This is a genomic window from Actinomadura sp. KC06, from assembly GCF_004348735.1.
Taxonomy (GTDB): Bacteria; Actinomycetota; Actinomycetes; order Streptosporangiales; family Streptosporangiaceae; genus Spirillospora.
The window spans coordinates 34979-52321 of sequence record NZ_SMKT01000050.1 but is presented as its reverse complement, the minus strand read 5'-3'; the positions used below and the strand labels follow the sequence as shown (position 1 = coordinate 52321).

Annotated in this window: 23 protein-coding genes; 5 read left to right on the top strand and 18 right to left on the bottom strand. The window is 69.6% G+C overall.

Features of this window, described 5'->3' with window-relative positions:
• Positions 1 to 255 precede the first annotated feature (255 nt).
• On the bottom strand, positions 256 to 597 hold the full coding sequence (locus E1287_RS18170; RefSeq protein WP_131966134.1) for a DUF3817 domain-containing protein: 342 nt from the start codon (positions 595 to 597) through the stop codon (positions 256 to 258).
• A 163-nt stretch (positions 598 to 760) separates the two neighbouring features.
• Between E1287_RS18170 and E1287_RS18165 the strand changes: the two genes are divergently transcribed.
• Positions 761 to 2254 carry an MFS transporter gene (locus E1287_RS18165; RefSeq protein ID WP_131966133.1) on the top strand — a complete coding sequence of 498 codons (1494 nt, stop codon included), beginning with the start codon at positions 761 to 763 and terminating at the stop codon, positions 2252 to 2254.
• A 183-nt stretch (positions 2255 to 2437) separates the two neighbouring features.
• Complete coding sequence (locus E1287_RS18160) at positions 2438 to 3226, top strand: hypothetical protein (RefSeq protein ID WP_207934289.1); 789 nt, start codon at positions 2438 to 2440, stop codon at positions 3224 to 3226.
• A 29-nt stretch (positions 3227 to 3255) separates the two neighbouring features.
• Here E1287_RS18160 and E1287_RS18155 read toward each other — a convergent pair whose 3' ends face one another.
• From E1287_RS18155 to E1287_RS18140, 4 genes are read right to left on the bottom strand one after another with little or no spacing between them, the layout of a single operon-like run.
• Positions 3256 to 3435 carry a DUF397 domain-containing protein gene (locus tag E1287_RS18155; RefSeq protein WP_131966132.1) on the bottom strand — a complete coding sequence of 60 codons (180 nt, stop codon included), beginning with the start codon at positions 3433 to 3435 and terminating at the stop codon, positions 3256 to 3258.
• Positions 3432 to 3611: a DUF397 domain-containing protein gene (locus E1287_RS18150; RefSeq protein ID WP_243719158.1), complete on the bottom strand. Its 180-nt coding sequence runs from the start codon at positions 3609 to 3611 to the stop codon at positions 3432 to 3434. The genes E1287_RS18155 and E1287_RS18150 overlap by 4 nt, the downstream gene beginning before the upstream one ends.
• Positions 3612 to 3619: 8 nt before the next feature.
• A complete protein-coding gene (locus tag E1287_RS18145) occupies positions 3620 to 3796 on the bottom strand; it encodes a DUF397 domain-containing protein (protein WP_207934291.1) in 177 nt (58 codons plus the stop codon).
• The gene (locus tag E1287_RS18140; protein WP_131966129.1) at positions 3796 to 4611 is read right to left on the bottom strand and encodes a DUF5753 domain-containing protein; all 816 of its coding nucleotides are present in this window, start codon (positions 4609 to 4611) and stop codon (positions 3796 to 3798) included. The genes E1287_RS18145 and E1287_RS18140 overlap by 1 nt, the downstream gene beginning before the upstream one ends.
• A gap of 22 nt (positions 4612 to 4633) precedes the next feature.
• Between E1287_RS18140 and E1287_RS18135 the strand changes: the two genes are divergently transcribed.
• The 3 genes from E1287_RS18135 to E1287_RS18125 all read left to right on the top strand — a co-directional run bounded on the left by E1287_RS18135 (position 4634) and on the right by E1287_RS18125 (position 5623).
• Positions 4634 to 4870 (top strand): hypothetical protein, encoded by a 237-nt coding sequence (locus E1287_RS18135; protein ID WP_131966128.1) that lies wholly within the window; start codon positions 4634 to 4636, stop codon positions 4868 to 4870.
• Between the two features lie 67 nt (positions 4871 to 4937).
• A complete protein-coding gene (locus E1287_RS18130) occupies positions 4938 to 5270 on the top strand; it encodes an ATP-binding protein (RefSeq protein ID WP_165969067.1) in 333 nt (110 codons plus the stop codon).
• Positions 5249 to 5623 (top strand): hypothetical protein, encoded by a 375-nt coding sequence (locus E1287_RS18125; RefSeq protein WP_131966126.1) that lies wholly within the window; start codon positions 5249 to 5251, stop codon positions 5621 to 5623. Before E1287_RS18130 ends, E1287_RS18125 begins: the two co-directional genes overlap by 22 nt.
• Here the strand turns inward: E1287_RS18125 and E1287_RS18120 are convergent.
• The 13 genes from E1287_RS18120 to E1287_RS18060 all read right to left on the bottom strand — a co-directional run bounded on the left by E1287_RS18120 (position 5592) and on the right by E1287_RS18060 (position 17265).
• Positions 5592 to 6758 carry a low temperature requirement protein A gene (locus tag E1287_RS18120; protein WP_207934288.1) on the bottom strand — a complete coding sequence of 389 codons (1167 nt, stop codon included), beginning with the start codon at positions 6756 to 6758 and terminating at the stop codon, positions 5592 to 5594. The two genes, E1287_RS18125 and E1287_RS18120, sit on opposite strands and share 32 nt — an antisense overlap.
• Before the next feature lie 29 nt (positions 6759 to 6787).
• Positions 6788 to 7714 (bottom strand): lysophospholipid acyltransferase family protein, encoded by a 927-nt coding sequence (locus E1287_RS18115; RefSeq protein ID WP_131966141.1) that lies wholly within the window; start codon positions 7712 to 7714, stop codon positions 6788 to 6790.
• Between the two features lie 2 nt (positions 7715 to 7716).
• Positions 7717 to 8724: an NAD-dependent epimerase/dehydratase family protein gene (locus tag E1287_RS18110; RefSeq protein ID WP_131966125.1), complete on the bottom strand. Its 1008-nt coding sequence runs from the start codon at positions 8722 to 8724 to the stop codon at positions 7717 to 7719.
• A 50-nt stretch (positions 8725 to 8774) separates the two neighbouring features.
• Positions 8775 to 8873, bottom strand: coding sequence for an AURKAIP1/COX24 domain-containing protein (locus E1287_RS18105; protein WP_018654693.1), 99 nt, complete (start codon positions 8871 to 8873; stop codon positions 8775 to 8777).
• Between the two features lie 389 nt (positions 8874 to 9262).
• The gene (locus E1287_RS18100) at positions 9263 to 9466 is read right to left on the bottom strand and encodes a helix-turn-helix domain-containing protein (RefSeq protein ID WP_021591693.1); all 204 of its coding nucleotides are present in this window, start codon (positions 9464 to 9466) and stop codon (positions 9263 to 9265) included.
• 363 nt (positions 9467 to 9829) lie between these two features.
• Entirely contained in the window at positions 9830 to 10687 is an 858-nt protein-coding gene (locus tag E1287_RS18095) for a phosphatase (RefSeq protein WP_131966124.1), read from the bottom strand.
• A gap of 7 nt (positions 10688 to 10694) precedes the next feature.
• Complete coding sequence (locus tag E1287_RS18090; protein ID WP_131966140.1) at positions 10695 to 11855, bottom strand: acetoin utilization protein AcuC; 1161 nt, start codon at positions 11853 to 11855, stop codon at positions 10695 to 10697.
• Between the two features lie 90 nt (positions 11856 to 11945).
• Entirely contained in the window at positions 11946 to 12380 is a 435-nt protein-coding gene (locus tag E1287_RS18085) for a hypothetical protein (protein WP_131966123.1), read from the bottom strand.
• Positions 12381 to 12465: 85 nt separating this feature from the next.
• A complete protein-coding gene (gene proC, locus E1287_RS18080; RefSeq protein WP_131966122.1) occupies positions 12466 to 13260 on the bottom strand; it encodes a pyrroline-5-carboxylate reductase in 795 nt (264 codons plus the stop codon).
• A 67-nt stretch (positions 13261 to 13327) separates the two neighbouring features.
• Entirely contained in the window at positions 13328 to 14248 is a 921-nt protein-coding gene (locus tag E1287_RS18075) for a proline dehydrogenase family protein (RefSeq protein ID WP_131966121.1), read from the bottom strand.
• A 102-nt stretch (positions 14249 to 14350) separates the two neighbouring features.
• Positions 14351 to 15505: an LCP family protein gene (locus tag E1287_RS18070; protein WP_131966120.1), complete on the bottom strand. Its 1155-nt coding sequence runs from the start codon at positions 15503 to 15505 to the stop codon at positions 14351 to 14353.
• 297 nt (positions 15506 to 15802) lie between these two features.
• Positions 15803 to 16537, bottom strand: coding sequence for an ABC transporter permease (locus E1287_RS18065; RefSeq protein ID WP_131966119.1), 735 nt, complete (start codon positions 16535 to 16537; stop codon positions 15803 to 15805).
• Positions 16534 to 17265 carry an ABC transporter ATP-binding protein gene (locus E1287_RS18060; RefSeq protein WP_207934287.1) on the bottom strand — a complete coding sequence of 244 codons (732 nt, stop codon included), beginning with the start codon at positions 17263 to 17265 and terminating at the stop codon, positions 16534 to 16536. Before E1287_RS18060 ends, E1287_RS18065 begins: the two co-directional genes overlap by 4 nt.
• Positions 17266 to 17343: the final 78 nt, after the last annotated feature.

Sequence of the window (17343 nt, the reverse complement as noted above, 5' to 3'; positions counted from 1 at the left end):
CCACCCACCCCCGCACAACACCGGCCGACGCCACCACCCCACCTGACCGACAACACCAACACCGCCCACACCCAAGACCGCAGGACGGCACAGCCGGAAGACCACACGGGCCGCCACCCCGCACACCGTTAGCGCCACAAGACCACGTCCGACGATGGACGGTGGCGAAGCCACAGGACGAGACTGGTCAGCAGCACGCCGGAGCGACCGGCAGCCGCACTGGCCATGGCCTGACCCCGCCGCGGCGTGCTCGCCCTACGCCTGGGCTTCGGCGCGCAGCAGTTCCGCGCGCTTGCTCCTGTGGAAGATGAACGGGGTCAGCGGCAGCAGGCAGGCGAGCACCGCCAGCAGCGAGGGCTTGACGCCCCACGCGAGCCTGCGACGCGCCGCGATGAACACCACCGCCCACGCGATGACCAGCGCACCGTGCAGCATGCCGAGCGGCTGCACCAGGTCGATGTCGGAGACGCGGCTCAGCAGCGACCCGAAGATCAGAAGGACGACGAACGACCATCCCTCAGCGAGCGTGACCACCCGGAACCAGAAGACCGAGTTGCGCTCACCGAGGTCGCTCAAACTGCTGCTCTTCGCCGGCATGGTGTCCTCCGCGTCGCCCGCACGTCACTACGGCAGGTAGTACTACCCGTCGTAGTGGGCCCTGTCAAACCCCCGAAGATTTCTCCGCCCCGCATGTCGAGAAGCGCCCGTCCGCTCCGACCGACCAGCGAGACGTCTCGACAGAACAGAGAGAACTTCGGATATGCGAATCAACCGCACGTGGCTGGGAGCGGCCCTGCTCATGCTCCCGACCTTCCTCGTCGCCATGGACCTGACGGCCCTGCTCCTCGCCCTGCCGCAGCTGGCCGCCGACCTTGGCGCGACGAGCGTCCAGCAGCTGTGGATCAGCGACGGCTACGGGTTCCTGGTGGCCGGGATGGTCATCACGATGGGCACGCTCGGCGACCGGATCGGCCGCCGCCGCCTGCTGCTCACGGGCGCGGCGGCGTTCGCGGCGCTGTCGGTCGTGGCCGCGTTCGCGACGGGCCCGCTGATGTTGATCGTCGTCCGGGCGCTGCTAGGCGTGGCCGGAGCGACTCTGGCGCCGTCCACCCTCGCCTTGCTGACCACCATGTTCCGGGACGAGCACCAGCGCGGGAAGGCGATCGCGGTATGGGCCACCTGCCAGTTCACCGGCGGCGCGCTCGGCCCCGTCCTCGCCGGGTTGCTGCTCCAGCACTTCTGGTGGGGATCGGTGTTCCTCGCCGCCGTCCCCGCAATGACGCTTCTCGTACTGGCCGGGCCCGTCCTGCTGCCGGAGTCCCGCAGCGACCAGGCAGGACGGCTAGACCCCGCCAGCGTCGGCCTATCGCTCGCGTCAGTCCTCCTGATCGTGTACGGCATCAAGCAGCTGACCGTAGAGAACATCCGCGCCCTGCCCGCCGTGGCCCTCGTCGCCGGGACGGCCATCGGCTGGCTGTTCGTCCGGCGCCAACTACGCCTGGACACTCCACTCCTGGACCTACGGCTCCTCCGCAACCGCCCCTTCACGGCCGTGCTCGTCGCGCTGGTCTTCGCGGGCATCGCGATGGCCGGTACGGGCCTGCTGGTGACGCAGTACCTCCAGGGCGTTCTGGGCTACTCGCCGTTCGCATCAGCGATCCTGTTCGCCCCCATGGGCCTGGGAGTAGCGGCGGGCACCCTGACCGCCCCCCTGCTCGCCCGCCGGATGAAGCCGACAACGGCAATCGCCGCCGGGCTGGCGGCATCAGCGATCGGCAGCCTCCTGCTGGTCGCGGTAGCCGACGGCCGCGCCCTCCCCCTCGCAATCACCGGCATCACCGTCCTGGCGCTGGGCACCGGCCCACTGTTCGCGCTGGGTACCGGCCTGATCATCGGGTCCGCCCCGCCGGAGCGCACCGGGTCGGCCGCGTCGATGTCGGAGACCGGCAACTACATCGGCGGATCGCTCGGCCTCGCCCTGCTCGGCACGGTGGCCGCCGTGGTCTACCGCGAGCGGATGAACGACACATCCGACTCCCTGGCCGGAGCCGCCGCCACCGCTGAGAACCTGCCCGCCGCCGAAGGCGCGGAGCTGCTGCACACCGCACGGGACGCGTTCACCGTCAGCCTGCACGTCACGGGCACCGTCTCCGCGGTCATCTTCGCCGGACTGGCCATCCTCGTCCTGACCATGCGCCCAACGACCCCGACCACCCCGGCCCCACTCCCCAACTACGAGACGACCGGTTCCTGAAGTCACACCAGGCACTGATGCCGGATCACGCTGGGGACCGATGTAGGCCGGTCGTCGGAGCGAAATGCTCATGGAGGTCCCACCCGCTATCGCTGAAGGAACCTCATGTCAGTTCATGCAGCCCCGATGCGCCGCCCCGCGGGAGTTCCCGGTCGCGCCCTTGCGGTACTCACCGCGCTCGCGGTGGCGCTGGCCGCCGCCTTCGTCGTCGCCCCTCGTTTCATGGCGGGCATCGGGCCGGGCAGCGGCTTCGCCGGTGAGCGCGACCTCGCCGAAGCTCTCCGGACGTCGTTCACCGGATACTGGAGTTCCGGCGACCGGGAGCTGTCCCCGGGCCTGGAAGGGGTTGTCGACTACTGGTTCCGCTATCACCTGGCCAAAGCGGCGATCGCCGCGCTCTTGCTGGTCGTGCTCGTCGCGCTCGGCGTTCGTGTCTGGAAGGCATTCGTAAAGGCCGAGGGCCGGGGAACGGGAAGGAGCGTCGCGCTGGCCTCGACCGGCGTCGTCCTCACGATGCTCGCACTGTTCTCACTGGTGGCGGTGATGGCCAACCTCCAGGGCATGGTCGCTCCCTACGCCTCACTACTGCCGATGTTGACGGCGGATGCGAGCGACGCCCAACTCACCGGCACGCTCGATCAGATCCGGCGGCAACTGGCCGACTCCCCAGGCGCGGACGGTCACACCACACCCGCCCTGCAATTGATGATCGACGACTTCGCCCGCTACCACGTCGCCATGGCCGTGATAGCCGCGATCGTCGCTGCCGCCCTCATCGCCCTAAGCGCGACGTTGTGGAGGCGGTTCGCGCGGACGGAGCGGTCGAGCAGGCGAGCCAGGCGAGTCCTGGGATCGTTCGGCGTCCTCTCAGCCCTGCTCGCCCTGACCGGAATCGTCGTCGCCGTAGCGAACACCACTACCGCAGCCGACCCCTCACCGGCCCTCCTGGCCTTCTTCCAAGACAGCTGGTGAACCCGCCCTTCAAGGGGTCTCCGTCCGAACTAACGACGGATCAGGTCGCGAAGGGTCGCACACAGGACCGGACGCGCGACGACAAGGACGGGGCCGTCCGGGTCCTTCGAGTCCCGAACGGCCACCTTGCTGCCCATGCTGGCCACCTCGACGCACTGACCGCCGGAGCTGCCGCTGCGGCTCGACTTACGCCAGGTCACGTCCTTCATCGCTCGTCCACCGACCTCATCGCCTCACGCAGCACCCTCCGGGACACAACGAAAATCGGCCAGTGGGGATCCTTCGAGTCCCGAATTGCGATCGAGGCTTCAAGCCTGGCGAGCTCAACACACTGGTCACCGGCGCTGCTGCTGCGGCTCGACTTGCGCCAGGTCAGCGCATGCATGGGCATCTTCACTCGTCCACAGCTCGGATGGCGACACGCAGCGCTTCGCGGGACACGACAAGGACTGGTCCGTGGGGGTCCTTCGAGTCTCGGACAGCCACCTTGTTGGCCACGCCAGCCAACTCGACACACATGTCACCGTCGCTGCTGCTGTAGCTTGACTTGCGCCAATTAATCTCCCGCATCATGTCTTCCACCTCTCGTCGATCGTGCGATTAATCAGATCGATGCTCAGATTGTTGGGGAGCGCCTGCGTCCGGATCGTGTCGAACTTGTCCTTGATGGTCGAGATGTCTTCCCGGGCCTCCATCATGATGCCACGTGCAGCAGTCGGGACGTAAGCGATCTCCTCGCCCCCGGTAAGGGTGGCGAGAGCGAACGCTCCCTGATTGGCGGGGTGGACGGCGCCATTAGGAACGACCTGAACGCTCAGGCGGGGTCCGACCGCATCCACCAAGCGTTTGAGCTGAGCGCGCATCACTTCCGGACCGCCAACGTTGTTCCAGAGAACAGTTTCGGGCAGCACGTAGACGAGGCGCGGCGGTACGGGGTTTGTCCGGGCCAGGATGGTTTGCCTGGCCAACCGGGCCTCGATGGCCTCACGGTCGCCGAACAGGAGTGTGCTTGCGTAGTCCTCGGTCTGGAGCAGGCCGTGGATGACGATGGGCTCGTAGACCTTGAGGGTTCCGGACTCCTCCTCGATGGTGGGCCATTTGCGGAACCACTCGGGGAAGCCGTCCTTCTTGTTGCCGAAGAGGCCGTCGTGGAGGTGGGACAGGGCCTGCTTGGTGTCGAGGACGGTGTCGCAGTGTTCGGCGAAGGAACGCTCGCAGTGCGATTCCGCGCGTTCGACCGCGCCGATGAACGATGGGCTATAGGGGATCTTAGCTGCGAGCTGCTTGATGCTGTAATTCGCGAGCACGCGGTATCTGCGGACTTCTGATCCGAACAGGTCGAGGGCGCTGTTCGACGGAGTGAGGCGCTTTGGGGGCTGCGGCATTTCGTCCTCCCGATGACCAGTCATGACCCATGACGACCAGTGGGTGCCGGGCCATGCTCCGAGGTTGCTTCATGACATGGCGTACACATTCATAAGCATGACACTTTGCGCGATGCTCGGCCAGGGGATGACGGAAATGGAGGTCGCGATGTTCGAGGCGATCGTTTTGACAGTTCCCCCCGAATCGGTCAAAGCGGAATGTCTTTTCGCCATCTCCACCGCAAATCGGACAGGAAGGATGGCGTGTGACGATGTATGAATTCACAAAAGAGGTGGTTCAGGAGCGAGATGGGAGTGAGTGCGTCCTCGAACGTACGAATGAGGCGGTGGCCGAGGCGCGGCGGTTTCTCGCGGGGCGGTTCGCCGGGTGGGGCATCGCGGACGACTTCGACGGGCGGCTCATCGTCTCCGAGCTCGTCACGAACGCGCTGGTGCACGGGGACGGGCCGATCGTCCTCCGGGTGGTCCAGGACGAGCGCGACGGCCTGCCGGTGATCGAGGTCCGGGACGACGGCGACGGGCGGCCCGTCATCCGGGCGGAGAACCACACCGCCATCGGCGGGCGCGGGCTGCTGATGGTGGCCGGGCTCGCGCACAGCTGGGGGACCCGGTCGCTGCCGGAAGGAGGGAAGGTCGCGTGGGCGAAGTGCGGGATCTAGCCGTCCGGGCCGAGCGGCGGCTCCTGCGCCTGCGGACGCGTTGGGGACGCGAGACGGCGGTGCGTTACCTGGACGATCTCGCCGCCGAACTCGCGCCGGAGGGCTGGCGGTTCATGAAGTTCTACCGGCGCGAGGAGTTCGCCGTCCCCGTGCCGCTGCTGTGGATTCACGCGCGCGCGACCAAGGACGTCGGCATGGTGGTCAGCGTCCTCGCCACCTCCGGCGGCACGTGGGGCTACCACGAGGCGCAGTTCGGGCGGCACGGCTATCTGTGCCTCTGCGGCGACGCCGAAGCGGCCGCCGCGCAGGTCGGCCGCCTGCTCAAGCACCGGCTCTTCCCGTCGACCTGGTGACGATCGTGGCGGCTATGAGGAGGGCGAGGAGGGCGGCTAGGACGATCAGGCTTGCGGCCACGCCTATGGCGGGGGCGGCGAAGGTGGTGAGCAGGGCCAGGGCGGCGGTGATGGCGATGAGTTCGGGGCGGACGGCCGTGCGCCGCATCGGGGCGTGGAGGGCCCACAGCATGACGAGCACCACGGCGATGGGGACGGCGACGGCCGCGATCACGGTCTTCTCGTCCGCCTTGATGTGGTCGCCCGCCCACACGACCGCGACCTCCAGCCCGGCGCCCACGGCGGCCAGCGCGGCGAAGATCACGTAGTGGCCGTAGCCCCAGATGAAGGACCATTCGCGGCGCGCGGCCAGCCCCTCGCCGGCGGGCTCGGAGAAGTAGATCCACCAGAGGGTGAAGAGGATGGCCAGGCCCGCGAGCGCGATGATGACGAGTTCGCTGCTGAGGCCGTGCTCGACGGCGTCCTGGACGGCGTTGGTCGAGGCGAGGACGCTCTCCCCCAGCAGGATGATCGTGAACAGGCCGTACCGTTCGGCGATGTGGTGCGGGTGCCAGGTCGTCGCGCCCGCGCGTTCGGCGATCTGCGGGACGGAGAGTTCGAGCAGCACCAGCAGCGGGAACACCCAGCTCGGTCCGTCGCCCGGCAGCGCGAGCCGCGACAGCCAGAACACCTGGACGAAAGACACCCCGATCGCGTACCGGACGGTCGTGGCGCGCGACTCCGGATGCGCGATCGCGGCGCGTGTCCACAGGCCGACCAGGCCGACGCGCATGACGAGGTAGCCGATGGTGACGGTCGTGAAGTCGCCGTCGAACGCGTCCGGCACCCCCGCCGCCAGGACGAGCACGCCCGCCATCTGCAGGAACGTCATGACGCGGTACGGGACGTCGTCGGTGTCGTACGCGGACGCGAACCAGGTGAAGTTCATCCAGGCCCACCAGATGGCGAAGAACACCATGAGGAACGGCAGGACGGCGTCGCCCACGTGCCCTTCCTCGGTGGCGTGCGCCAGCCGCCCGGCGACCTGGGAGACGGCCGCGACGAACGTCAGGTCGAAGAGCAGTTCGAGCGGGGTGGCCGCGCGGTGCGGCTCGTCCACGTCGCGGGCGACCATGCGGCTACGGAACGCCTTCATGCGCTCACTCTAGGGCGGGGATGCGCCGGTCAGAGGAAGGCGGGGCCTCGGCGCAAAAGCGTCTCGTAGAGCATCTGCTGGACGTTCTCGCGGACGTGATCGGTGATGTCGAACACCGTCATGGGGTCGTCGGCGGTGTCGGCGTCGTACTCGTCCAGGGTCATGGGCTCGCCGAACTGGATCATCCACTTGGACGGCAGCGGGACGAGCCCGGCCGGTCCGAGCAGCGGGAACGTCGGGGTGATCGGGAAGTACGGGAGGCCGAGCAGGCGGGCCAGCGGCTTCACATCGGCGATCTTCGGGTAGATCTCCTCGGCGCCGACGATGGCGCACGGGACGATCGGGACCCCGGCGCGCAGCGCGGTGCCGACGAAGCCGCCGCGGCCGAAGCGCTGGAGCCGGTACCGCTCGGCGAACGGCTTGCCAACGCCCTTGAAGCCCTCAGGGAACACGCCGACGAGTTCGCCCTTGCCGAGGAGGCGCGCCGCGTCGGCCTGGCAGGCGAGGGTGTGCCCGGCCTTGCGGGACAGGTGCCCGAGGATCGGGATCTGGTAGACGAGGTCGGCCCCGAGCAGGCGGATCTGGCGGTCGGCGTGGTCGTGCAGGGCGACCGACAGCATGAGCGCGTCGAGGGGGATGACGCCGGAGTGGTTCGCGACGACGAGGGCGCCGCCGTCCGGGACGTTCTCGACGCCCCCGAGCTCGACGCGGAACCAGTGCTCGTACAGGGCGCGGGCGAGCGGCAGGAGGAGCGTGGAGTTGAACTCGGGGTCGTAGCCGAACTCGTCGACCTCGTATTCGCCGGACAGGCGGCGGCGCAGAAATGCCAGGCCAGAGGCTATGCCTCGTTCCAATGGGCTGCGTTCGTCAGCGGCGTCGCCGTCGTCCTGGCGGGCGGTGTCGAGGCGGATGACCTGTGCGTCCTGGTCGTCGTCGTCCTCGTGGTGGGCGTTCATCATCAGGGCCGTCCCAAGAGCGCGGTCAGCGGGTTGGCGCCGAAGCCCTGGGCGGCGGCGAAGTCGGCGAAGGCGGCCTCGGAGCTGTACTTCGGGTGCCAGGACAGCTCGTTCGCCAGGGCCGTGGTGTCGATGACGCGGCCGTACGTCAGCCAGCGCAGCAGTTCCGGCGAGAACCCGGACAGGCCGGCGAAGCGGCGTCCCATGTCGCCGAGCATCGAGAGGGACGGCGACGGGACGGGCATATAGGGGCGTCCGGCACGGCGGAGCGCCTGGGAGAGCAGCAGGACGCCGTCGCCCGCGACGTTGAAGCAGCCGGGATGCTCCTCGACCGTCATGCGGCGCAGCACCTCGACGCCGTCGTCCTCGTGGACGAACTGCAGCCGCGGATCGAAGCCCAGCACCGTCGGGACGACGGGCAGCCGCAGGTACCGGGTCAGCGGGGAGTCGACGCCGGGCCCGAGGACGTTCGCGAACCGCAGCACCGACACCGTCAGGTCGGACCGGCGCCGCGTCAGCCCGCGGACGTACCCCTCGACCTCGACCGCGTCCTTGGCGTACCCGGACTTCGGGCTCTCGACGGGCTCGTCCAGCTCGGTGAACACGGCCGGGTCCATCGGCGAGGAGCCGTACACGGCGGCCGAGGACCGCACGACGAGCTTGCGCATGTCGGGCGAGCGCTGGCAGGCCGCGAGCAGCTGCATCGTGCCGATGACGTTGAGCTCCTTCACCTTCGCCCGCGGGACGGACGAGGAGGTGACGAGGTGGAGGTGCACCACGGTGTCGACCCCGGCCGAGGCGATGAGGTTCGCGATGCTCGGGGTGCGGATGTCGACGCGGACGAACTCGGTGCGTCCGAGCGGCACGCCGAGAGACGCGTCCGGCGGCACGGTGTCGACGCCGATGACGCGCTCGATGCCGGGGTCGGCTTGAAGGGTGTTCGCGACCCGCGCCCCCAGGAAACGGGAGACGCCCGTGACGAGGACGACACGGGCCGCGGCGGCGGGCATGGAGGACATGGTGCGCCCCACCCCTTACGGCTGAATGGCCGGCGTGACGACTACTTCTTGTTGCGACGCTGGATGCGCGTCTTCTTCAGCAGCTTGCGGTGCTTCTTCTTGGCCATCCTCTTGCGCCGCTTCTTGATGACAGAGCCCACGGGACCTCGCTCGGCATTTCGGGTGATGTGCAGGAGGCGGGCGTGCCGCCGGCGAGCTTCGCTCGAAGTGCGCGCACGGTCCGCCGCCCAAGGGTACCGCTGTACGGGGCGGGTCACGCCGGTGGGCCGCGCGATGGGCGTGCAGAGCCAAGCACCTGGCGTGCGGAGCCTGGCGCCGCGCGTCGCGCGACGCCGGGCACCGTTTCGCGCGGACGGGCCCGTCCGGTGGGCGCTGTACGCGCCACCGCCCGTCCCGCCCGGTGTCCGGACCGTCGTCCCGGTCCTCGTCTTGCTTCCCCAGCTTCGGGACGGTTCCGGGGAACCGTCCCGACGCCCCCTGCACGGCCGGGTATGGAGTAGGCGGCGGGGTCATCCCCCGCCCTTACCCGTTATCCGGCTTCGATGTACGCGTCGCGCAGGTAATCGTGAACGGCCTGCTCGGGAACCCGGAACGAGCGGCCCACGCGGATCGCGGGAAGCTCGCCCGAGTGGACGAGGCGGTAGACGGTCATCTTGGACACCCGCATCACCGCCGCCACTTCGGCCACGGTCAGGAACCTGACCTCGCTCAGAGGTCGCTCGCCTGAGGTCATCGGACGCCCTCTTCCACACGTGCCGCGCACCGGCCCTTCGGGTGACTTTGATCACGCACGTGTACTTCCTCCAGCGTAAATCGCGTATCGGCAGTCGCAAGAGGGGAGTTCCGCACATTTCCGTATCCCGACCTGACCAGGAGGACACAGTGCTAATCCCCTCGGAGGGTGGACCTGACGGCACCACGCGTGGCGCGGCGAACGGTTGTCAACCAGAACCCCGTGTTGACCTGCGGTTCCGATGCTCCCGGTGGCGTCGCGCAAGCCCATCCGTCCCGTTACGGCAGCCCTGTCACACGCAGTGACAGCAGGGACGGCCGGGCACGTGGCGCAGGAGGGCCGGGCGGCCGGGGACGAGGAAGGTCAGGCGGAAGGGCCGAGCCCCGCGCGGTCGAGGATGTAGGCGGTCAGAGGCGCGTAGTGCCGCGGGGCCACGCCGTCGTCGAGCGGGACGGCGACGTCGATCTTGCCTTCGGCGGCGCCGGCGAACAGCGCGGGATCGTTACAGTCCGCGAAACCGACGGTGTCGATGCCCGCCTGCCCGGCGGCTCCCGCCCAGCCGTGATCGGCAATGGCCAGATCCGGCCAAAAATCAGGTTTAGCCTCCGGAGAGTCCGCTGGAGCGGTAGTGGCCAGCTCGTGGAGCATGGTCTCCATCGGGAGGGAGTCGTGGGTGTGCTGCGCCTGGCGAACCCCCGCCGCGCCGCAGTCTTCGAGCATGGCCACGCCGGGCTCGGCGTAGACGATGCGGCGCAGGTCGGAGCCGCCGTAGCCGGTCTCGATCTCGTACGTCCAGCCGGCGGCGGGGGTGAGGAGCCGGCAGCCGGCCTCCTCCAGCGCCCGCGCGACGGCCTGGTACAGCGGCCCCAGCGTCGACGGATGGCCGGTCGCGAGGATCACGCTCTCCCGGCGGCGGGCGGCGAGGCCGATGCGGTCGCCCATCGCCTCCAGGGTGTCGAGCGTGATCTCCGGGTCGATGGTGTCGTCGCCGTACCCGTGCCGGGGGTCGGCGTTCACGCCGCAGCGCTCGACCATCATCTCCAGGACGGTCTGCTCCGTCCACGAGGGCTTGAGCTCAAGGCCGAACTGGTAGTACGGGTGGCCCGCGGCCATCCGCCGGTAGTGCAGCAGGTTGTTCTGGCGCGGGGTCGCGACATCGCCGGCGATCATCGTCCGCACCAGGTGGGCGCGCAGCTCGTCGCGCGTCGGTACCGGGTTCACGCGCGCCTCACTCGTCCGTCATCGGGTCGAGGCCGTGCTCGGGGAACACCGCGCGCCGCGTCGCCAGGACCGCCTGGTCGACGGGGCTTCCCGGGTCGTAGCCGTCCCCCCACCTGCTGATCCGCACCTCGTCCGTGCCGTCGGTCATCCGGAGCGGGGCGATCTCGCCGGTCCGGTGCCGGGCGATCTCGCGCCACCCCTCGGGCGTCGGGGTGTCGGGCGGGATCGGCCCGCCCGCCGCCTCCGCCAGCAGGTGCGTCCACGCCCTCGGCACGACCTGGACCAGCTCGTAGCCGCCGCCTCCGGTGGCGATCCAGCGGCCGCCCGCGGTCTCGTGCGCGAGCCGGTGCAGCAGGCTGTACGCGGTGCGCTGGCCGTCGACGCTGAGGGTCAGGTGCGCGAGCGGGTCGAGCGCGTGGCCGTCCGCGCCGTGCTGCGTGACGAGGACGTCCGGGCGGAACCGGCGCAGCAGCGGCGGAATGATCGCGTCGAACGCGCGCAGCCACGGGCCGTCGCCGGTGCCGGGCGGCAGGGAGATGTTGACGGACGTCCCCTCGGCGCCGGTCTCGTCCGGGAAGCCGGTGCCGGGGAACAGCGTCCGCGGCGTCTCGTGCAGGCTGATCGTCATGACGCGCGGGTCGTCGTAGAAGGCGGCCTGGACGCCATCGCCGTGATGGACGTCGATGTCGACGTACGCGACGCGCTCGGCGCCGTTGTCCAGCAGCCACGCGATCGCGATGGCCGGGTCGTTGTAGACGCAGAACCCGCTGGCGCCGCCGCTGAGGGCGTGGTGCAGGCCGCCGGAGATGTTGGCGGCGTGCTCGGCGCGTCCCGTCCACACGGCCTCGGCCGCGGCGACGGACGCGCCCGCGACCAGCGCCGACGCCTCGTGCATGCCGAGGAACACGGGATTGTCGGGGGTGCCGAGGCCGTGCCGGGGGTCGGGCGTCCCGGTCGCGCCGGCGTGCTTCACCGCCGCGATGTAGCCCTCCTCGTGGACGAGCCGGAGCAGCTTGTCGTCCGCGGCGTCGAATCCGGACACGGTCACGTTGGGACGGTCCAGGACGCCGAGCTCCCGCGCCAGCGCCATCGTCAGCTCGACGCGCACCGGGTTCATGGGATGCCCGGGGCCGAAATCGTAGGAGATGAGCCGCTCGTCCCAGAAGATCTCCAGCCCGCAGTTCTCGGGACCGGACCGGAGGGGGGACGCGGCGCTGCTCATGCCCTCACGGTATCGCGGCCCCCAAATCAGGCTCGGTCAGAGGCGGGTCGCGGGCTCCGGGGCGCGGGCGTCCTCGTCCTCGCGTTTCGCGCGGGACGCGGTGACGAAGCCGGCCAGGGCGGCGAGCGTCGCGACGCCCTCGCCGACCAGGCTGATCGTCTTCTCCGTGTACCAGACGGGCTCGTACATGGCGGGCAGCGGTCCGATCGCCCCGGCGTCGACGTAGTAGTAGAAGACGATCGCGCCCACCGCGCTGCCCGCCACGAGGAAGGCCAGCGCGTACGCCCAGCGGGTCGCGTAGGTGAGGATCACGACCGCGACGACGCCGGCGACCGCCGCCTGGACGCGGAAGAGCAGCTCGCCGTCGATGGAGCCGCCCTGGACGAAGGCCATCTCGGGCGCGAACCTCCAGTGCACGATGGCGTCCGCCGCCAGTCCGGCGGCGACGAGCAGGCGGAGTAGAAGTCCCATACTTCCTACACGGGTGGGGACCCCGGATCGGCTCAATGGTTCAAGGATGAACTTTTGTCCGGTTCGTCCGGGGCTTCGTGGCGGGTCAGCCGCTGGCGAGTTCGCTGCCCCGGTCGCGGGCCGCCTCGATGGCCTCCAGGACGGCGGCGCGGACGCCGTGCCGCTCCAGCTCGCGGATCGCGGAGATCGTCGTCCCGCCCGGGGACGTGACGGCCTCGCGCAGCAGCACCGGATGCTCGCCGGAGTCGCGGAGCATGACGGCGGCGCCCACGGCCGACTGGATGACCATCTCCAGCGCGGCGGCGCGCGGCATGCCGAGCAGGATGCCCGCGTCCACCATCGCCTCGACGAGGTAGTAGAAGTACGCGGGGCCGCTGCCGGACAGGGCCGTCGCGCCGTCCTGCAGCGACTCGGGGATGCGCAGCACCTTGCCGACCGGGGACAGCAGCTCCTCCGTCAGCTTCAGGTGCTCCTCGCCCGCGTGCGAGCCGGGCGAGATCACGCTCATCGCCTCGTCCACATGGACGGGCGTGTTCGACATGACGCGCACGACCGGCATGTCCTCGGGCAGCCGCGCCTCGATGAACCCGGTCGTGATGCCCGCCGCCATCGAGATGACCAGCCGGCCGGACGGGACGTGCGGGCCGATCTCGTCCAGCAGGACGCCCATGTCCTGGGGTTTCACGGCGAGGATCAGCGTCTCGGCCGTCGCGGCGGCCTCCGCGTTCGGGACGATCTCGATCCCGTACCGCTCGCGCAGCAGCGCGCCCCGCTCCTCGCGGCGCGCGGTCGCCATCAGCTCCGACGGGCGGCGGCCGGCCCGGAGCACCCCGGACAGCAGCGCCTCGCCCATCTTCCCGGCACCCAGAATCGCGATCATCGACATACCTTGACGTGGGGATTCAACGACGCGTCCAGCCTATAGCGGTGCCGGTGGGCGGGCGGGTTCAGGAGCGTCCGACCAGGGAGCGCATGAAGAAGCGGAGGTTGGCGGGACGCTCCGCGAGGCGCCGCATGAAGTACTCGTACCAATCGCGGCCGTACGCGACGTAGACGCGGACCTGCGCGCCGTGGGCCGCGAGCCTCCGCTGCTCCTGCGGACGGATGCCGTAAAGCATCTGGTACTCGAACGTGTCCGCGTCGCGCTCGTTCAGGACGGACAGCGCACCGGCGATGTCGATGAGCCGTGGGTCGTGCGTGGCGAGCATCGGGTAGCCCTTACCGGCCATCAGTACCTTCATGCACCGCACGAAGGACTTGTCGACCTCTTCCCTGTCGGTGAACGCGACCGCGGTGGGTGCTGCGTAGGCGCCCTTGCACAGCCTTACGCGCGAACCCTCGTACGCCAGTTCCGCGCAGTGCTCCTCGGCCCGCCGCAGGTACGCCTGGATGACGGCACCCACATCCGGGAAATCGCGCCGCAGTTCGTGAACGATTCTCAGCGTCGAGTCGACGGTGGTGTGCTCCTCCATGTCGAGAGTGACCGTCGTACTGGCCGAACGGGCGGCCGCACAGATGCGGCGCGCGTTCTCCAGGGCGAGGTCTTCGCCGAATGTCTGGCCAATGGCCGAAAGCTTCAGCGACACCTCGGCGCGTGTACCGAGACTGGCCGCGCCAAGCCGTTCCAGTAGCTCGACGTAATTCTGGACGTTCGCCTCTGCATGGCCCTTGTCATGCGTGTCCTCGCCTAGGACGTCCAGGGTCACGAGCAAGCCTTCGCCTGTGAGGTCGCTGGTGACGCGGGCCGCGTCCTCGATCGTCTCACCGGCGATGAACCGGCGGACGACATCACCCGTGAACGGAGCGGTCTCCACAACCCTGCGTGCGCCGCCGCTGCGCGACGCGACGAGCAACGCCTGACGAAGCACTCTGCGAACCCCTTGTCCGACGGGCCTGATCACCGGCCGAGGACGGCCCTCCCAATGTCCAGGTTATGCCCGCACGGAAATCCGGCGATCAGGGCACCTCGTTCAGGAGACCGTGCCGAGGCTGTTGCCGCCGCCGTGCTGCCGGACGTACTCGGCCATGCGCGCGGTCTTGACGGCGTCGAACAGCGCGGGCGCCTTCGTCCCGTCGAGGAGGACGACGCTCTGCTTGCCGCGCCTGCCGGTGCCCTTGTGCGGGGCCGTCAGGAACATCACGTCCGACGCGCGCACGCTCCGCATGCTCACCGCGAGCGAACGCAGGTCGCCCGCCGAGACCCCTTCGTCCACGCTGATCGACTTGGTGAGCGCGGACAGGAACCGGTCGAGCTTCAGCGGGTTGGTGAGCGTCCCGCGGTCGGCGGCCTGCTTGGCGAGGGCGCCGAGGAACGCCTGCTGCCGCTTGATCCGGTCGAAGTCGCCGTTCGGGAGGTTGTAGCGCTGCCGGACGAACAGCAGCGCCTCCTCGCCGTCGAGCTTCTGCCTCCCGGCCGTCCACTGCTTCTTGCGCGCCGGGTCGTACACGCTCTGCTTGATGTTGACGGTGACGCCGCCGAGCGCGTCCGTCATCGACTTGAACCCCTCGAAGTCGATCGCCCCGTAGTGGTCGACCCGGACGCCGGTGAGGTTCTCGATCGTCTCGATCAGCAGCTTCGGCCCGCCGAACGAGAACGCCGCGTTGATCTTCTGGTTGCCGTAGCCGGGGATGTCGACCCACGAGTCGCGCGGGAACGAGACGATGTAGGCCTTCTTCCGGTCGGCCGGCAGGTGCAGCAGCATGATCGTGTCCGTGCGCTGCTGGCCCGGCTTCCAGACCTGGTTGCCCTCACCGGTCGTGGCCGCCTCCGCGCGCGAGTCCGACCCGACGAGCAGCCAGTTCTCGGTGCCTTTCATGTTCGGGCCGGGGCGCCGCGCGCCGTCGTCCGGCATCACGCCGGGGATCCGGTCGATGTTGCCGTTGTAGGACGACTGCCGCTGCCACACCAGCCCCCCGATCCCCGCCACGACAAGGACGAAGAACACGCCGATCGCAACCAGCACCCGCGGCCACCGCCGCTTCCGCGTCGACTCCCCCGACCCGTCGGTCCCGCCCCAGAACGTCGCGTTCTCCTCGGTCCCGGGCGTGCTCGGCTCCGCGACCGGCGGCGGCTCCTCACCGGACGGCTGCGACGCCGACGCGCCAGGAAGATCTCGGGCGGTCATGCGCCGAAGCTACCAGCCTGATCAAGCAGGAAGACCCAGTTCACCCCATGTGTCCAATTCAGGCACCCACCCCCAACCCCAATTCTTGGACGAGCCAGATCGCGCCGCCTTGACAAGACCTCAGCCGGGGTCACGGGTTGTGCGGCCGGAGGGCGCCCAGCGCCCGGAGGTCGCACGACCCGCCGAGCCGGGCGACCGCAGCGCCACGTCACAAGCCGCACGGTCACGGCGACCCGCAGCGTGGCGTGAGGATCGACCGGCTCGTGACGGGGGTTCCAGGGGGTCGCCCCCCTGGGTCTACACAGTGCGGCGGCGGAGGGTTGCGGCACCGAGGAGGAGGGCGGTGAGGGTGAACGCGGCCATGACGGCGATGTCCAGGGTGAGCGTGCCGGTGACGTCGGGATGGGCGCTGATCTCCTGCATGCCCTCGACGGCGTAGGTGAGCGGCAGGACGTCCGAGATGGCCTCCAGCCAGGACGCCATCGAGTCGCGCGGGATGATGAGGCCGCAGAGCAGCAGCTGCGGCAGGACGAACGCGGGCAGGAACTGGACGGCCTGGAACTCCGTCCGCGCGAACGCGCTCGCGAACAGGCCGAGGGCCATGCCGAGCAGCGCGTCCAGCAGGGAGACGAGGACAAGCGAGCCGAGCGTCCCGTCGAGGTCGAGGCCGAGCCAGGTCAGCGAGATGAGGAGCACGGCGCCGACCTGAACGAGCGTGAGGACGCCGAACGCGAGGGCGTAGCCGATCAGCAGGTCGAGTTTGGCGAGCGGCATCGTCATCAGCCGTTCGAGGGTGCCGCTCGTCCGCTCGCGGAGGGTGGCGACGCTGGCGACGACGAACATCACGATGAACGGGAACAGGCCGAGCAGCATCGGCCCGATCCGGTCGAAGAGCGCCGGCTGGTCGAACACGTACCGCAGCAGGACCATCAGGAGCGCGGGCACGCCGATCAGCAGGGCGAGCGTCCGGCGGTCGTGCTTGAGCTGCGCCAGGATGCGCCGCATCGTGGCGAGCGTGACGGCGAGGCTCATGCGGGGCTCCCTGCCTTCTCGGCGATCAGCTGGAGGAACGCCTCTTCGAGGTCGGGCGTGCCGGTGCGGGAGCGCAGCCCGTCGGGCGTGCCGTCGGCGAGGAGCCTGCCCTCGCGCATGAGCAGCAGCCGGTCGGTGCGTCCCGCCTCGTCCATGACGTGGCTGGACACGATGAGGGTGACGCCCCGGTCGGCCAGCCCGCGGAACAGCTCCCACAGCTCCTGGCGCAGCACCGGGTCGAGGCCGACGGTCGGTTCGTCCAGGACGAGCAGGTCGGGCGAGCCGAGCAGGGCGACGGCGAGGTTGAGGCGGCTGAGCTGCCCGCCGGACAGCGTCTGCGCGGTCTGGTCGCGATGGTCGCCGAGGCCGACCTCGTCGGTGACGCGGTCGGCGTCGGTGCGTGGCGCCCGCAGGACGGACGCGAAGTAGCGCAGGTTCTCGGCGACGGTCAGGTCGGCGTACACGGCGGGCGTCTGCGTGGAGTACCCGACACGGCGCCGCAGGCCGGGCGACCCTGCGGGCTCCCCGAGGACGGTCACCGTGCCGCTCTTGACGATCTGGACGCCGACGAGCGCCCTCATCAGCGTGGTCTTCCCGCAGCCGCTCGGGCCGAGCAGTCCGAGGACGGAGCCGCGCGGCACGTCGAAGGTGACCCCGTGCAGGACCTCGCGGCCGCCGCGCACGACCCGGAGGGCCTGGACGCGCACCGCCGGACTAAAACTCATCATGTGTTGAATTTATGCTCGCATGCGTATGCGGTCAAGGGGTTCCCGCATGACGGAAGGAGGGAGCCTGGCTCCGGGAGC

Bases quoted from the DNA above. Each gene is read 5' to 3' on its own strand.
- E1287_RS18170 (WP_131966134.1), bottom strand. From the start codon at position 597: ATGCCGGCGAAGAGCAGCAGTTTGAGCGACCTCGGTGAGCGCAACTCG.
- E1287_RS18115 (WP_131966141.1), bottom strand. From the start codon at position 7,714: ATGAACGCCCACCACGAGGACGACGACGACCAGGACGCACAGGTCATC.
- E1287_RS18120 (WP_207934288.1), bottom strand. From the start codon at position 6,758: ATGAAGGCGTTCCGTAGCCGCATGGTCGCCCGCGACGTGGACGAGCCG.
- E1287_RS18100 (WP_021591693.1), bottom strand. From the start codon at position 9,466: ATGACCTCAGGCGAGCGACCTCTGAGCGAGGTCAGGTTCCTGACCGTG.
- E1287_RS18060 (WP_207934287.1), bottom strand. From the start codon at position 17,265: ATGATGAGTTTTAGTCCGGCGGTGCGCGTCCAGGCCCTCCGGGTCGTG.
- proC (WP_131966122.1), bottom strand. From the start codon at position 13,260: ATGATCGCGATTCTGGGTGCCGGGAAGATGGGCGAGGCGCTGCTGTCC.
- E1287_RS18150 (WP_243719158.1), bottom strand. From the start codon at position 3,611: ATGCATGCGCTGACCTGGCGCAAGTCGAGCCGCAGCAGCAGCGCCGGT.
- E1287_RS18135 (WP_131966128.1), top strand. From the start codon at position 4,634: ATGACCCATGACGACCAGTGGGTGCCGGGCCATGCTCCGAGGTTGCTT.
- E1287_RS18155 (WP_131966132.1), bottom strand. From the start codon at position 3,435: ATGAAGGACGTGACCTGGCGTAAGTCGAGCCGCAGCGGCAGCTCCGGC.
- E1287_RS18070 (WP_131966120.1), bottom strand. From the start codon at position 15,505: ATGACCGCCCGAGATCTTCCTGGCGCGTCGGCGTCGCAGCCGTCCGGT.
- E1287_RS18110 (WP_131966125.1), bottom strand. From the start codon at position 8,724: ATGCCCGCCGCCGCGGCCCGTGTCGTCCTCGTCACGGGCGTCTCCCGT.
- E1287_RS18165 (WP_131966133.1), top strand. From the start codon at position 761: ATGCGAATCAACCGCACGTGGCTGGGAGCGGCCCTGCTCATGCTCCCG.
- E1287_RS18065 (WP_131966119.1), bottom strand. From the start codon at position 16,537: ATGAGCCTCGCCGTCACGCTCGCCACGATGCGGCGCATCCTGGCGCAG.
- E1287_RS18145 (WP_207934291.1), bottom strand. From the start codon at position 3,796: ATGCGGGAGATTAATTGGCGCAAGTCAAGCTACAGCAGCAGCGACGGT.
- E1287_RS18140 (WP_131966129.1), bottom strand. From the start codon at position 4,611: ATGCCGCAGCCCCCAAAGCGCCTCACTCCGTCGAACAGCGCCCTCGAC.
- E1287_RS18085 (WP_131966123.1), bottom strand. From the start codon at position 12,380: ATGGGACTTCTACTCCGCCTGCTCGTCGCCGCCGGACTGGCGGCGGAC.